Below are 14,336 nucleotides of genomic sequence, written 5' to 3' on the forward strand. Positions count from 1 at the left end.
AAAATAGTGCTTAGCAAAGTGTCCACTTTTAGTGGTACGGATCAGTAGCAGGGGAAGCAATGTCTAAGTATTTTCGAATCACGATACTTATAACAGCAGTACTATACACAGCATTCTTTTTCATGCCGTATCTATGGCAACATATTTATACTGAAGAAGTCGTTTATATTCTGGCCGCGTCTGGCACAGGCGGAATGCTCGAGCCAACCAATCCGTTTCCTTATATCTATTCTGTATTATATGTCCTCAGCCTTATTGGGCTTTATACATATAAGAAATTAGCTAAATGGTTATTCTTCATCATTATTATTTTTAATCTGCTTATTGGTCCATATCTACTTGGTTTCAGTGTTTCGATTTACTTAGATATGTCAATAGGTTATTTACTTTCCCTTTTTGAGGGGGCACTAATGTTGATGCTATTTAGTAAGGAAGTAAATAGCAAGCTGAAGTAAATTAATCACTCTTGGATATGAGCTCGATGATCCAAGGTAGTAGCCATTCGATATCATCACTACGGTCAACTTTTGGCCACGGCGCGAGCAGGTTCATCAAGTAGTCAACTGGCTGTAGATTATAGCCATGAGCGCTCCAAACAAGCTACAAAACACTGCCAGTCAAAGTCTAGTTTTGCAGCACAGTGTTAGGTGTAACGCTCTTGGTAGTAACAAGCGCTTGCTTTGACTTCGCCTCGCTGGTTCAAAATTACAGTAATAATAGTTCTAATGGGCGAGGCGGATTGTTTTCCGCCTCGCTTCTAATTGCTAGCTCATAAAGATAAATTTACTCTTCCGGTCTGGTAACCTAAAATCCTCGAGGGTTACCGGCATGCGCAGGTGCCGTAATCATATGATTGACGAAGTCCCTGACGCTAAGCTCAGTACCACACCTACAAGGGCTTTCCCCTTGCGCAAGCATTATAGGCCCAGTAACAATCATTTCGTCAGCCCCGGTTGGGTTATCAGATGTACATATTTTATCGTAAAAGCCTCTCTCGCTGTTCGCTGTTGGACAAACACAAGGAGCTGGGGCTTTCTTCATCGTAGCGAATGCATAAAGCGCCTCCCCCATTGCCATAATTTGGTCATGTCGATAACCGAGATCACGAAGTTCGCGGTATTGCTGATTATTTGGATTTATCGTTCTAACTACTCTTTGACGGGTTCCATCAGGATCAATCTGTATAAGCGGATCGCTTTCAACATAAACATACGTATTCATCCCGCCGCTCAACCCAATCGGATCTGACTGAATATAGCGCCCCGTGCTTGGGTCGTAATCACGATGCCAGTTCTGCCATGTGCCGCTCTCGCTGTCCCAGTACTGACCTGGGAAGCCGATATTCAGTGCACCAATGCTAGAGCTCACAATACTGCGGTCAAAGCTTTGCAAATCGGCCTCCCAAACTACCGCTTTCGTGTCATCGGTCACTTTGTGCGGGCGACCTAAGTGGTCGTTGTGCACAAAGTACAATTCATCATTATAAACAAGCGCAACCAACTCGCCTTCAAGCCAAATATAGCTTTTCACATGTGGCCCGTTCTTGGTTTCGCTCAGTAGTTCGCCGCTCTGGCCATACAAAAAGTGCCAGTCGGTCGTGGTTGAGCTCTTCGCGACCCGTTGCCCGTTAGTGTCATACCAGTTTTCGTAGTAAAACCCTGATGAGCGTGTCAGCCGGCGTACGCGATTATCACCGCCATAGGTCCAAGTGTGGGTCTCTTTTTGCAGCTGATTACCTGCATTGTCATAACTCCATATCGATGCATAGCTACCACTGGCTCCGACACGGTGCCCGGTCAGTTGGTTGCTGTCGGCATCGACTCTATAGTACTCATTGTTAAATCGTGTGCGATTGCCGTTGGCATCGTAATTGTAGACTTCTAGCGAGTTGCCATTGCGCTTACGCTGCGTCAAGCGCGAACGATTATCGTAGGTAAAACTCTCGAGCTCTGAGCCTAACACATCTTCAATGCTGACGATGTTGCCAGCGCTGTTATACGCCAACTTAGCTTGTGAGATGTAAGGCGCTTGAAAGTAAAAGTTCTGATATTCAGTGGTCAATGGCGCCCAACCGCCGCCCACGTAGGATGACTTCAACTCATAACCGCTCGTATACTGCCGAAACGCGCTCAGGTCATTACCATAGGTGCCGTAACGCAACGGTCCAAAGGCTTCATGATTGAGCATCGTCATTACCGGCTCTCGGACGCCGTTTATCGTCACATAAACCGCTGACGGGCGCCCTTATTTCACAACCATACCGTCATATTCGTAGTCCACCAAGATACCCGATGGATAGCTGATTTCAATCACACGTCCTTCATCATCGTACACCCATTGTGTGGTATAGCTAGCACCTAAAATGCTTCGCGTCATGCTCGCCAGTTGACCTGCTGCGGTATAGTCATAGTCTGTGGAGCCCGCGCGGTCGGTGGTACGACACAGCTTACCCACGCCATAGCTACAGTTATCGTAGCTGAATGTTTCGTTGACATCGCCAGAGCTGCGTTGCGTCACACGCCCGATACCATCGTAACTGAGTGTGGTACTCGTCACGTTCATCCTGGTTTTCTGAAGATGGCGTATCACCAGCGCCTCCCCCCGAACCACCGCCACCACCACCGAGCTGATAATCCTAGTCGCCGCCTATACCCGGCCATCCGCCATCTAGATTTGCCATGTCATAACATGCTTGTCCTGCAACAAGAACAGTTTCGTACCTTGGCGTGCCATTTGGGAGTGTTCCGTTCGGCCTCGATACCTCTGTATATGTGGTCCAACAGATTTCCTGAGAAGCCTGCGCATGTAATGTGAAAGGAGTGATGAAAATACTGAAAGCTATTAGGCTTCGAATCGCTAGTTTCATGAGGCAACGTCCATGCAAGTTAACATAAAGTAACTCGACCGTATCACAATTGAAACAACATACCAACATTTTGGTATTCGATTATTCTCGGTGTTGCATGAACGTCAGTGTGCATGCTGATAAACATGGAATTTTTTCCACCTCAAAACTCAGGTTTTAGGTCGATGATTGAGATTTTTTGTCGCAAGGCAGAGGTCAAAAATCGTCGGTTTTGGGGATGGTGCTCTGTGACCAATTTTGTTGTTAAATGGTCTCAAAAGGACGAGTATTTTTTAGAAAGGGAAGGCAGCAACACCGTTTAAGCCCATACCACGCCTAGCTTTAACGATTTACCACCGAACCCGTGACTGCCCTCCGGAGGCAGAGGTCACAGGTTCGACTCCTGTCGGGTGTGCCAAATCTGTGCCAAATTTATTCCTGCTTATAATATTGTCGCCCTTCAGCGCCGCTGATGCAGGCGATTTCCAGCCACTTTTTACTTTTGTTGAGACCAGTATTTAAGTGTAATAAGTCCAACACACCTTTCTAAGACGGTTGAATTCGATAAAAGAGAAAAAGCCGGTGATTGAGCCCATGAGATACATGTGGTAGCCTCTTTCTTATTTTGAAATGGTTTTTTCATCTGCAGGTTGTTCGTTTGCCAAAAATTATTTGGTCGTTGATCGTAGTCATTTTACTTCACAGTTTTTTTACCTGTGCGGTTGCCGCTGGGCATGTGGAGGATAGTAATCACACTTTCGATTATGCCTATCAACATCATACGCACAATGATCACGAGACGAAGTCACCCGACAACCTCGATCCAAACCACGAACATCAATTTCACGCACACATAAGCTGTATCACTGGTTATTCAATCTGTGCTGCGGCAACACCATGTCCGAATCTTGCAATCCCACATCGATTACTTCCTTTCGATAGTAACGACCATCAACCACCAACCCCACCACCAAATGCCTAAACTTCACGTCTAAAATTTGTGCATTAGCACGCCATTTTACTGTGGAGATAATCATGAAATTACTTTATTTCGTGATTGCTGTACTTGTGGGGTTACTTGCAACCTCATATTCAGCAATCGCAAATGAGTTATCATTGCGAGAGGCATTTGAGAACGTCTTGCGAGATAACCCAATCTTAAAGAAGTACCCGTATCAGCAACGTATGGCTGAAGCTGAAAAACTGCAGGCATCGCTGCGTCCAAATCCAGTTATCGGGTTCGAACTGGAGGATTTTGCTGGTAATGGTGAAAGCCAAGGATTCGACAGCGCTCAAGCAACATTGTCGTTCAGTCAGCTTATTGAGCTTGGTGGAAAACGCGAGCAACGAGTTGAGTATGCGAACGCGCGACAACGTCAGCGGGCCGCTGAGTTTAATTACGAAAAGATCGAAATCCTAGCGGAGACGGCTTATCGTTTTTACGAAGTTGTTCGGTTGCAGCAGTTGGCCGAGTGGAATAGCCATCAGCAGCAACGGCTCGATAGTGCAATGCAAATAGTCAAGGAGCGGGTCCGGTCCGGAGCTGTGCCACCATCGGAAGCAACTAAAGTTTCATTGCAACAACGCCAAGTAAGTGTCCAATCCGAAGAGATTGTTGGAAAGCTTGACCAAGCACGAGCGAACTTAAGTGCAATGTGGGCCGCTCAGCCGAACTTTACAGGTGTAGTCGGTAACTTTGATCAATCTTTTGATATTCCGTCACAAGCTGAAGTTGAACAAGCGGTCAATCAAGCGCCAGAGTTTCTTCGTTTACTGGATTCAGAAAGATTACTTGCGGCAAAAGTTGATGCTGTGAAGGCAGATGCTTCTGCCGACCTCAATGTTGGAGTGGGTATTCGTTACAACAATCAGCTAAATGACGCTGGTCTTGTTATCCAGGCGTCGATGCCTCTTCAACTTTCGAACCCAAATCAGGGAACTCTTGAGGCTGCTCAAACTGAGCGAGCGTTAATTTTTGAACAACAGCGGTTAGTACGGGAACAATTACGCGTTCACGTCAAGTCGCTATTGGGACGCATACAAACAAATTATCGCTACTTAAAGAGCATTCAAGCAGATTTATTGCCCCTCGCTGAGCAACTAGTCGATGAAACCACCGATGGCTATCGCCGAGGTATACATAGTCTTTTAGTTGTTCTTGATGCGCAAGATGAACTAGCACAGCTTGAGTATCAAACCCTTGAGCGCCGAAGCGCTATCCATCAAGACATTCTTGAGCTTGAGCGAATGACGGGTCAATCATTTTTGGAATCTAAATTATGAATTTTATAAAAGCAATTTTTACATTGATCGTTCTATGCGTAGCGCTAAGCCTATCAGCATTGAGTAATGCTTCAACTGAGCATGGCCATACGGAGACAGAGACCAAGGGGCCAAATGGTGGAATCCTATTAAGCGACGGTGATTTATCAGTCGAGATAACGATTTACGAAACAGGAATTCCCCCGGAAATGAGAGTCTACACCTACCTAAACGGAGAAATCGCAGCACCAAAGGATGTGGAGCTCTCGGTGACTTTGCATCGGCTTGGCGACGTCAATGACAACTTGAGCTTCACGCCAGAGAATAATTATCTGGTCAGTAATGAGGTGGTCACTGAGCCACATTCTTACGAGGTCTCGGTTGCTGTTAGTACGAAAGACCATCGTGCTACATGGCATTATGAAAGCTTTGAGGGAAGAACAACCTTGTCTGACCGCATCATTCGAAAGGCAGATATTTTGGTTGAGCGTGCGAGCCCGCAGACACTTGAGCTCAAAGAGCGCTTGTTTGGGGTTATTGCTCCAGTAACAGAAAAAATCATCTCAATTACTCCGACTTATAAAGGGAAGGTAACTGATGTTGAGGTTTCCATTGGCGACCAAGTTTCAGCTGGCCAGACGCTTGCGAAAATTATCAACGCTGCAAGTGGTGTCAGTTACGATGTTGTTAGCCCTATTAAGGGAGAGATTACCGAAAAGTTTGTATCTGTCGGTGAAGTGGTTAACGAGCAAACACTTTTCGAGATTGGTGACTTATCCTCGGTTTGGGTTGAGCTCTCAGCGTTCCCTGAAAACATCGAGAAACTTCAAGTCGGACAAACAGCGGAGGTTTACGACTTGCATCAACACGAGCGCGTTCGTGGAGAAGTGATCTACATTGCGCCGGTGATGACTGGAGGGCATATCGCTCGGGCGCGAGTGCTTATTGATAATCCGGCGGGTCATTGGCGGCCTGGTATGCATGTAAAAGCGGATGTAAATACCCGTCAGCGAGATGTAACTTTAGCGGTTCAAGTGGATGCCATTCAGTCTTTTCGCGACATGCCTGTGGTGTTTGCTAAGTACGGAAACACTTTTGAAGTTCGCATGATAGAACTTGGCGAGAGTGATGGAGAATATACCGAAGTGATCGGCGGTCTAGCTCCAAATACTCCTTATGTAATCGGCAACAGCTACATACTCAAAGCTGATGTTCTCAAAGACGGCGCGAGCCATGACCATTAAGGGGCGAATTTATGATTGATTTACTGATTCGGTTCGCCGTTCAACGTCGATGGTTGATCATGGCGGCAACAATATTGATAGTAGGTGTTGGCGTATTTAGTGCGCTCAAACTGCCCATTGATGCGGTACCGGACATTACCAATGTGCAGGTGCAAATCAACACAGAAGCCTCCGGCTATTCCCCGCTAGAAACAGAGCAGCGCATTACTTATCTGGTTGAGAATGCGATGGCGGGTATACCAGACCTTGACTACACACGATCAATTTCTCGGTACGGTTTATCGCAAGTAACCGTGGTGTTTGAGGAGGGAACTGATATTTATTGGGCTCGCCAACAAATCAGCGAACGTTTGCAGATGGTCAGAGGTGAACTGCCTGTCGATGTTGAGCCAGCGCTTGGACCAATAGCGAGCGGTTTAGGTGAGATCTTTACATACATCGTCAGCGCCGATGCTGATGCGCGAGATGAGAATGGTCAACCCTACACAGCAGAATCGCTTCGTACCTTGCAAGACTGGGTAATCCGTCCTCAATTGGTCAAAGTTCCGGGTGTGACCGAAATCAATACTGTTGGTGGCTATGAGCGCGAGTACCAAGTCTCTCCGCACCCCGGAAAGTTGCTCGCTTATAAAATCTCGGTAGACGATGTTTTTCGAGCATTGCAGCTCAACAATACCAACGCTGGTGCGGGCTATATTGAGCGTAACGGCGAACAATGGCTAGTTCGCTCTCCCGGTCAACTACAATCCTTAGTGGATATTCGTAATGTGGTTGTTACCAAACGTGATGACGCACCAGTGAGGGTGAAAGATGTTGCGGATGTGTCGTTTGGTGAAGAGCTACGAACAGGAGCTGCTACGGCTGACGGTGAGGAGGTGGTGCTTGGGACCGCAATGATGTTGATTGGCGAGAACAGTCGTATTGTGTCTGAAGCGGTTGCTAAGCGTCTGGAGGAGGTGCAGCTCAGCTTACCCGATGGTGTAACGGTCGAGTCCGTTTATAATCGTACAACTCTGGTTGAGAAAACCATTGCGACCGTCGAAAAGAACCTGTTCGAAGGAGCAGTTCTTGTTATTGTGGTGCTGTTTCTTTTGCTTGGAAATGTCAAAGCTGCACTCATTACGGCACTGGTTATTCCATTGAGCATGTTATTCGCTATCACGGGTATGGCGGCTAATCGTGTGTCCGGTAACTTAATGAGTCTAGGTGCAATAGATTTCGGCATTATCGTCGATGGCGCCGTCATCGTTGTCGAAAATGCCTTACGTCGGCTCGGATCAGCACAACAAAGGCTAGGGCGTTTATTGACGACCAAAGAGCGCTTACAGGAAGTGTTTGAGAGCACACGTGAAGTGTTTAATCCTGCGGTATTTGGTGTGTTGATCATTATGTTGGTTTACTTACCAATATTTGCACTTAGTGGCGTTGAGGGAAAAATGTTTCATCCTATGGCATTCACCGTTGTGTTTGCATTGCTGGGTGCGCTTATTTTTTCTATGACGTTTGTACCAGCCGCGCTTGCGATTTTCGTGAAAGGCAAAGTTTCACATGGTGAAAATCGTCTTATGCGCGGGGCTAGACGACTTTATGAGCCGCTTTTGAATACGTCTCTGAAACGACCCATTGTGATTGTCTTGGTCGGTTTGAGTCTGTTTATGGGATCAATCTATCAAGCCTCGAAAATGGGAACAGAATTCCTGCCACAATTGGATGAAGGCGACTTAGCGCTGCACGCATTGCGTATTCCCGGTACGGGCCTCCAACAATCGGTCGATATGCAATTGCAACTTGAGGAAGTGATTGCTGAATTCGACGAAGTAAAACGGGTATTTTCAAAAATCGGAACCCCCGATGTTGCGACTGATCCCATGCCCCCGAGTGTTGCAGATACGTTTGTTATTCTGAAGCCAAAGAGTGAATGGGCGGATGCAGAAAAAACAAAAGATGAGTTTGTTGCTGAGTTGAGGGAAGCTGTCGAGCAAATACCCGGTAACAAATATGAGTTCACGCAACCCATCGAGATGCGGTTTAATGAGCTGATCGCGGGTGTTCGTGCAGATGTCGCTGTGCGTATCTACGGTGACGACCTCGACCAGTTGAAAGCGCTCGGTGATGAGGCTGTAGAGATCATTGCTGGCGTTGACGGTGCGGCAGATGTTCGAGCAGAACAAATGACCGGCTTACCAACATTGTCAGTGACACCGCAACGTGATCATCTCGCGCTACTTGGATTATCCGTTCAGGACGTTCAACGTGCAGTTCAAAGCGCTGTCGGCGGTTTAGTTGCCGGAACAATTTATGAAGGAGATAAACGGTTTCGGTTGATGGTTCGTCTGGATGAATCTTGGCGCACAGATATCGAAGCGTTAAGGCAGCTGCCTGTTACCGTGCCCCAAGCGAGCAACCCGGAGCTTCAGTACGTCCCATTGGGGGAAATCGCAGACGTTGAACTGACGGTTGGGCCCAATCAGATCAACCGGGAAAGTGGTAAACGCAATGTCATTGTAAGCGCCAATGTTGTCGATCGTGATTTGGGGTCATTTGTTGAGGACATTCGGCAACAGTTACAAAGCGATATATCACTACCAACTGGATATTGGATCGATTATGGCGGCACGTTTGAGCAACTTCAATCAGCGTCTCAGCGTTTAGCAATCGTGGTACCGTTGACGTTATTACTTATCTTTGGACTGTTGTACAGCGCATTCAACTCACTGACAAATGCCTTAATTATATTCACCGGTGTGCCGCTCGCGCTCACAGGCGGTATTTTGGCTCTCTCATTACGCGGTATGCCTCTGTCAATCTCTGCGGCTGTTGGATTTATTGCGTTGTCTGGAGTTGCCGTGTTAAACGGTGTGGTGATGTTATCGTTCATTCAACAGTTACGAGATGAGGGCAAAGCTATCATTGATGCTGTGTACGAGGGTGCTCGTCAACGATTGAGGCCTGTGCTTATGACGGCACTAGTGGCGAGCTTTGGGTTCATCCCAATGGCGTTTAACACAGGCACGGGCGCTGAGGTTCAACGGCCTTTAGCAACGGTTGTCATTGGCGGAATTGTTTCGTCGACATTGTTGACGCTGGTTGTTCTGCCGGCGCTTTACCTGCTGATAAGCAGACTCAGAATAAGATCGTCTCATTCGTAATCTTGCTGTTTTGGAAGTTGGGTCGAAAGATCCAACTTCCATTCAAATACCCCCGAGCCATCATTACTAATGGCGAAGATACACCTATCGTTTTCAATCGTTTATTTTGGTCATGTCGCGAGCGAGAAGTTTAGCGACAATAGGTGAAGTAATCATTTGAATGACGGCAAAAAATGCAGCGGGAATTGCAATTTCAGGGGGAAGCCGAGATGCAGCAACAAAAGCAGCGGCAATGCTAAACTCCTTTTTACTGACTGTAAAAAGATAAGTGATCATTTCTTGTCGGTCATTGGTAAACAACCGGGACGTCATACCAACCAAATAGCCCATTAGATTAAGGCATAATGCTGCTCCGCCGATCACAAACGCATACCAGCCGTAACCAATGATAGTTTCAGCATTCGGCCCTACAACAGCGAGCAGTATCAAAAGATAGATCACCGAGCCGACACCTGCATAAGTTGAGTCATGTCGTGCAAAGAAGCTCGAAAAACGCGTGCGTAAACTAACACCGACGACCGTTGGAACAAGAACGACCAACATCAACTCAAGAATAATCGTGGCTAAGGGAACGGTTAGCTGAATGCCTGTTAACCATAAAAATAAGAAGGGAACGATGAATGGCGACAGCGCAGTATTGACTGCGTTAAAGACGGCCGCTAAAGCAACATTGCCTCGAGCCATCAGCACTAATAATGGCGAAGAGACATCTGTTGGCAGCGTGCCGAGTAGGGCTTGGCCTGCCGATAACGAGCCGCTGCCGAAGAAAAGTCTTCCGGTCAGCCATCCTGCAATCGACATGGGTCCATAAACGAGACCCAACGCCCACAATTGCCGTGATGGTTTACGTAGCACCATTCGTACATCGTGCGCATCAAAGGTTAAACTGATGACCAGCATTAACAAAGCCAGTAGTAGTCCGATAGAGCCTTCAAAGAAGCGTCCCGTTTCGGGCAGAAGTAATCCTAGCGCTGCGACACTGATGACAAACCAGACAAGGTTGGATTCAATAAAAGAGAAAAAGCGAGAGATATGTAAATCCTTTTTACTTGGCGGACAATTATGCTTTGTTTAGCGCGCTTATTCTGTTGCCAGAATTATACGTCAATTTGATTTGGCTGCCATGCTTACCACATAAATATAAGACACAAACTCCTGCGCGAACGGCCGCATTTGTCTGGCTAACTATCCTTTTTTCCATACCCTCTTGTGCCAAGTTTTGCAGGGTTTGGAGATAAAACGCTAAAACTTCTGGCTAAATGGCCTCGTTAAAATGCTCCTGAGACCCCTACAGGACGGGGCCTGCACGGTTAGCACCTCCTCTCACCATTTAATGTCAGCCAGTCGCTATTTACTCCGGAGGCAGAGGTCACAGGTTCGACTCCTGTCGGGTGCGCCATTTTTAATGGTTCGTAGAAGAATAGTACTTACCAACTAAATATTCTATGGGACCAAACCACTTGAAGTTATCTCAGTTGGTCTAAATTTGTGACCTCAAGCTCAAAATACTGAATCGCGACTGATTTACTAGAAAGCTCATACCTTAAAACGCTCAAGCGCCTTCAATGTACCTTTGCGAATAGCTTCCGCGCTTTGCTCTGCGCGGATACTTATCGAGGCAGCTTCCTCTGATGCAATATCGAGACACGCTTCTAACTTGGCTGTGATGTTCTCAATTGTCGAATCCATGCGGTCTGGATCATAGCCAACACTCTTTGCGTGAGTTCTCCAGTGCCGAGGAAAAATCGTATGCCAATGATAATGCCGATTCTTACCATTCACGGCCATCGCCATTTTTATTTTTTTTGGATGTAAATTGCCTACTTGCGCGAATCCATACGCTGATAATACGTCATACAAGGGGGTCAGCCGATATCCTTTGGGGGTCAGTGCCAGACTAAAGTTCTTTGCATGCCCGTCTATAGCAGCGAAAAGCCAATACAGTAGTTGCGCTGACATAAATGTATCCTGATCACGAACCGAAGCCGTAGATGTAGATAAAATATTCATGATCTCTTTAGCGCTTGGGCCACCATGCTCCTCATATTTTGAACCGCCTGCCACAGCAAGCGCTTGGCAGAAATCTTCTTGTGGTAGGCGATAAATCTTGTTCCCGATGACCTTTCTATCAAAGCGTTCAATAATCAAAACATCTTCACCATTGAAGCTGTCAATTTTTGTATGGGCTACCGGCAATCCAAGTGCCTGAACAACACGCATACAAAACCATTCGTTTTCAACGCTACTCGATAAATCAGGTTCACCTGGGCGAGTTATGATTCGCGGTTTCAATATGTGCGTTGTTGGTGTTTGGCCTACAGGGATACCCCACTGTCCTTGCCAAAAAGTCAGCGCCGTTTTCTCTTGAGCGCCGGCAAGTGAAAAACGAAATGCATTCTCATGCAGCATACCGAGGGTTTTGCCGGTTCGAGAATCTGCTATGAGTTGGCCGATTTGTTCTTCATTCAACGGGATTATTTCAACGTCAGGAACCGGCTCGGGCTCCGGACTGGCAGCGAAGGTTAATGCGCCAATACAGTCTTTGCCAACCGTTTGGAGCAAATCAAAAGGTTTTGTACTTTTAGCCCCAAGCCTATCCACAATCGTTTTACGAACATCCGGACTGTCGGGCAACAAATTATCAAAGTAAGCGTTTAGAGCTTCGCCGGAATATTCCTGCTCAGTTAATGGTATGGATATGGAGATTGCCCGTGCAAACTTGGATTGTAGCCAACTATCTGAATATCGAAAACTCAAGTTATTCAGCCGCGATGTCAACGTGCCAACGAGCTGATCATTCATGTGGCAATAGAGTGTATTCTCATGTTTGCGTCGGCCCATTACCAAATAACCTCGTTGTTATTTGAGGTGCTTTGTTCCACAGCGTCTGCGTTTAGCTGAATTCTGAGCGCTGCAAAAATTCGCAGCAAAGTTGATGTGTGCATTTCTCCGGTACGTTCAATCGAAGACACGCTTCGTTGCGAAAGATCGGTTAACCTTGCGAGTTCCTTTTGTGTGTAGCCTTGCGCTTTTCTCTGCGATTTAATAATTACCGCCAAGTCGGCTGGGCGCTGAATGATCATGAGTAAACCTCATCGATGTAGTCGGGTTCATAAATAGGCGCAGATGAAGTGTAGTACATAAACCTAAAAAAATGAAGTAGACATCATAAATTTAACCTTATGATGTTTACTTCATTAATTAGTCCTCTGTAGTCGCCCCGAAAAATCGGAGCCGTCATAAATAGAATTCTCAACTCGCCAACAAAGCCGATAGCTTTTCCAGCTGCAGCTGATAAAACTTTGGGCTCTCTTTTTTAAATTTTGCTAAATTCATCAACTTCCACTTTACCGATGGAAATTGATGATAATCATAAACAGACCAGTTCGGCTCTAATTGATTAAAACTAAGCCGAAATTGCTTGTCCGCCTCGCTCAAACTCCGACGTATCGTATCTATCAACTTGAACCCTGTTGCTTCAAAATCAGCATAACTAAATACAACATTGCTCATGCCTTCAAACTGGTTTTTAAAAGCTGCCCTTTAGTCACGTAAGTTGGGGGCAAGCATTTCATGTGTTGGTCGATTGCTACTAATCAGCGCGAATAACAAGCCCCGTTTGATTTCATCGGTAAACCTCTTTCGCGATTTCCGGCAACACATCGAGTAGCAATTTCACCTGTTTTCTGTAAGCTTCATTCATTCCATTGACTCCAGTTTCTTTGGTACAGTGATTTGGTATTTCGGGATGTAAACACCGCTCGCTACTATCGCACGCTTACCCGAGCCTAGGTTTACACTGCTTAAATCAAGATATTGCATCCAGTCGTGATTTGCTTTCTCGGCCAGATAAAGAAATAAGCGTTTCACTTTTATTGAGTTACAGGCTTCTAACAACTTTTGCACGGAGGCGGGCCGCAAGTTATTGAGGCCCTCCATAAGCTCGTAAGCTTCCAGTAACGATTGTGATTTGGGTGCAAGATACAGACACTCCATGATGGCTCGCGCTGGCTCTGATACTTTAACCGTGAACTGTTTATGTGGTATTTCGGTTAAACCGATTTCGGCCGGCAGAAAGTTGGATAACATGTACTTGACGTTAACGCTCCAATCTTGTTTTTTAAACCACAAAGGCACATGCTCGCCATGAGCGCCAAATAGCTGCACGTGCTTTGGGGCAAGCTCTAAATAATGCGCCTTCCCTTGCAACCCTAAGGCTGTCTTCCCACCAGGGTGTAACGATAAGCCGAGCTGAGTTTGCATGGCGTACACCCCACCGAGATAATCCACGTGGTCGCCATAGCGTATTAAAGCACCGGCACCGATACTCTCAAACCACTGACTTTTTTTATAGCGTTGCTGCAAGTCGAGGCTGTAGCCATTTTCAACAAGCCAAGATGAACAGAGCACGACGCCCAATGGTTGGGAGCTCAGTAGTCGGTTTAATTTTGATGATATATCCGCACTCATGGTACCAACCTGTTAATCATTTCAAACTACAGGTTAGTTTATATTTTCAATTATGTCAGTACTAATGGTGCGAAACTTTATGAAATTTCAAACCCAAAAGCCTATCGATGATTTAGATAAATTGTCATTCCACTAAAGAAGACTGGTGCTCCACATCTGAATAATCAGAGATACGCCCCCCCCACGAGCGTGGGGAAGACTCGTGACTTGCTTCTTCAGAGCGGCTCGCTTCGGAAACACCCCCACGAGCGTGGGTGTAGTCACCCCGAAAAATCGACGCAATTATAAGTGGGAAGTTGAATAATAGCGAAAAGATGCAGGATATGACCCAAATATTTTTACTTCATCCAACGGCCTTTCATGTCG

Annotated in this window: 12 protein-coding genes; 4 read left to right on the forward strand and 8 right to left on the reverse strand. The window is 46.4% G+C overall.

Annotated features, from left to right (window positions below; all coding sequences use genetic code 11):
* The first annotated feature begins 59 nt into the window (after positions 1-59).
* The gene (locus NOG12_RS12295; RefSeq protein WP_313933401.1) at positions 60-455 is read left to right on the forward strand and encodes a hypothetical protein; all 396 of its coding nucleotides are present in this window, start codon (positions 60-62) and stop codon (positions 453-455) included.
* Positions 456-804: 349 nt separating this feature from the next.
* On the opposite strand, the gene NOG12_RS12300 is transcribed toward NOG12_RS12295, so the two are convergent.
* The 3 genes from NOG12_RS12300 to NOG12_RS12310 all read right to left on the reverse strand — a co-directional run bounded on the left by NOG12_RS12300 (position 805) and on the right by NOG12_RS12310 (position 3,882).
* Complete coding sequence (locus NOG12_RS12300; RefSeq protein WP_313933402.1) at positions 805-2,193, reverse strand: RHS repeat domain-containing protein; 1,389 nt, start codon at positions 2,191-2,193, stop codon at positions 805-807.
* 51 nt (positions 2,194-2,244) lie between these two features.
* Positions 2,245-2,556: a hypothetical protein gene (locus NOG12_RS12305; protein WP_313933403.1), complete on the reverse strand. Its 312-nt coding sequence runs from the start codon at positions 2,554-2,556 to the stop codon at positions 2,245-2,247.
* A gap of 1,152 nt (positions 2,557-3,708) precedes the next feature.
* On the reverse strand, positions 3,709-3,882 hold the full coding sequence (locus NOG12_RS12310) for a hypothetical protein (protein ID WP_153827330.1): 174 nt from the start codon (positions 3,880-3,882) through the stop codon (positions 3,709-3,711).
* Here NOG12_RS12310 and NOG12_RS12315 point away from each other — a divergent pair.
* From NOG12_RS12315 to NOG12_RS12325, 3 genes are read left to right on the forward strand one after another with little or no spacing between them, the layout of a single operon-like run.
* The gene (locus tag NOG12_RS12315) at positions 3,881-5,128 is read left to right on the forward strand and encodes a TolC family protein (RefSeq protein ID WP_313933404.1); all 1,248 of its coding nucleotides are present in this window, start codon (positions 3,881-3,883) and stop codon (positions 5,126-5,128) included. The genes NOG12_RS12310 and NOG12_RS12315 overlap by 2 nt on opposite strands.
* Positions 5,125-6,351 (forward strand): efflux RND transporter periplasmic adaptor subunit, encoded by a 1,227-nt coding sequence (locus NOG12_RS12320; protein ID WP_313933405.1) that lies wholly within the window; start codon positions 5,125-5,127, stop codon positions 6,349-6,351. The genes NOG12_RS12315 and NOG12_RS12320 overlap by 4 nt, the downstream gene beginning before the upstream one ends.
* Positions 6,352-6,362: 11 nt before the next feature.
* Positions 6,363-9,500, forward strand: coding sequence for an efflux RND transporter permease subunit (locus NOG12_RS12325; RefSeq protein ID WP_313933406.1), 3,138 nt, complete (start codon positions 6,363-6,365; stop codon positions 9,498-9,500).
* A gap of 93 nt (positions 9,501-9,593) precedes the next feature.
* Here the strand turns inward: NOG12_RS12325 and NOG12_RS12330 are convergent, their stop codons facing one another.
* The 5 genes from NOG12_RS12330 to NOG12_RS12350 all read right to left on the reverse strand — a co-directional run bounded on the left by NOG12_RS12330 (position 9,594) and on the right by NOG12_RS12350 (position 13,970).
* Positions 9,594-10,532 carry a bile acid:sodium symporter family protein gene (locus NOG12_RS12330; RefSeq protein WP_313933409.1) on the reverse strand — a complete coding sequence of 313 codons (939 nt, stop codon included), beginning with the start codon at positions 10,530-10,532 and terminating at the stop codon, positions 9,594-9,596.
* 504 nt (positions 10,533-11,036) lie between these two features.
* Entirely contained in the window at positions 11,037-12,302 is a 1,266-nt protein-coding gene (locus tag NOG12_RS12335; RefSeq protein ID WP_313933407.1) for a type II toxin-antitoxin system HipA family toxin, read from the reverse strand.
* Between the two features lie 38 nt (positions 12,303-12,340).
* A complete protein-coding gene (locus tag NOG12_RS12340) occupies positions 12,341-12,583 on the reverse strand; it encodes a helix-turn-helix domain-containing protein (protein ID WP_034734324.1) in 243 nt (80 codons plus the stop codon).
* A gap of 169 nt (positions 12,584-12,752) precedes the next feature.
* Positions 12,753-13,013: a hypothetical protein gene (locus NOG12_RS12345; RefSeq protein WP_110076963.1), complete on the reverse strand. Its 261-nt coding sequence runs from the start codon at positions 13,011-13,013 to the stop codon at positions 12,753-12,755.
* 186 nt (positions 13,014-13,199) lie between these two features.
* Positions 13,200-13,970, reverse strand: coding sequence for a type IV toxin-antitoxin system AbiEi family antitoxin (locus NOG12_RS12350; protein WP_313933408.1), 771 nt, complete (start codon positions 13,968-13,970; stop codon positions 13,200-13,202).
* Positions 13,971-14,336: the final 366 nt, after the last annotated feature.

The organism is Pseudidiomarina fusca, from assembly GCF_032227045.1.
Classification (GTDB): Bacteria; Pseudomonadota; Gammaproteobacteria; order Enterobacterales; family Alteromonadaceae; genus Pseudidiomarina; species Pseudidiomarina fusca.

Coding starts and splice junctions, on each gene's coding strand:
- NOG12_RS12295 (WP_313933401.1), top strand. CDS start 60: ATGTCTAAGTATTTTCGAATCACGATACTTATAACAGCAGTACTATAC.
- NOG12_RS12300 (WP_313933402.1), bottom strand. CDS start 2,193: ATGACGATGCTCAATCATGAAGCCTTTGGACCGTTGCGTTACGGCACC.
- NOG12_RS12315 (WP_313933404.1), top strand. CDS start 3,881: ATGAAATTACTTTATTTCGTGATTGCTGTACTTGTGGGGTTACTTGCA.
- NOG12_RS12310 (WP_153827330.1), bottom strand. CDS start 3,882: ATGATTATCTCCACAGTAAAATGGCGTGCTAATGCACAAATTTTAGAC.
- NOG12_RS12320 (WP_313933405.1), top strand. CDS start 5,125: ATGAATTTTATAAAAGCAATTTTTACATTGATCGTTCTATGCGTAGCG.
- NOG12_RS12325 (WP_313933406.1), top strand. CDS start 6,363: ATGATTGATTTACTGATTCGGTTCGCCGTTCAACGTCGATGGTTGATC.
- NOG12_RS12335 (WP_313933407.1), bottom strand. CDS start 12,302: ATGAATGATCAGCTCGTTGGCACGTTGACATCGCGGCTGAATAACTTG.
- NOG12_RS12340 (WP_034734324.1), bottom strand. CDS start 12,583: ATGATCATTCAGCGCCCAGCCGACTTGGCGGTAATTATTAAATCGCAG.
- NOG12_RS12345 (WP_110076963.1), bottom strand. CDS start 13,013: ATGAGCAATGTTGTATTTAGTTATGCTGATTTTGAAGCAACAGGGTTC.
- NOG12_RS12350 (WP_313933408.1), bottom strand. CDS start 13,970: ATGAGTGCGGATATATCATCAAAATTAAACCGACTACTGAGCTCCCAA.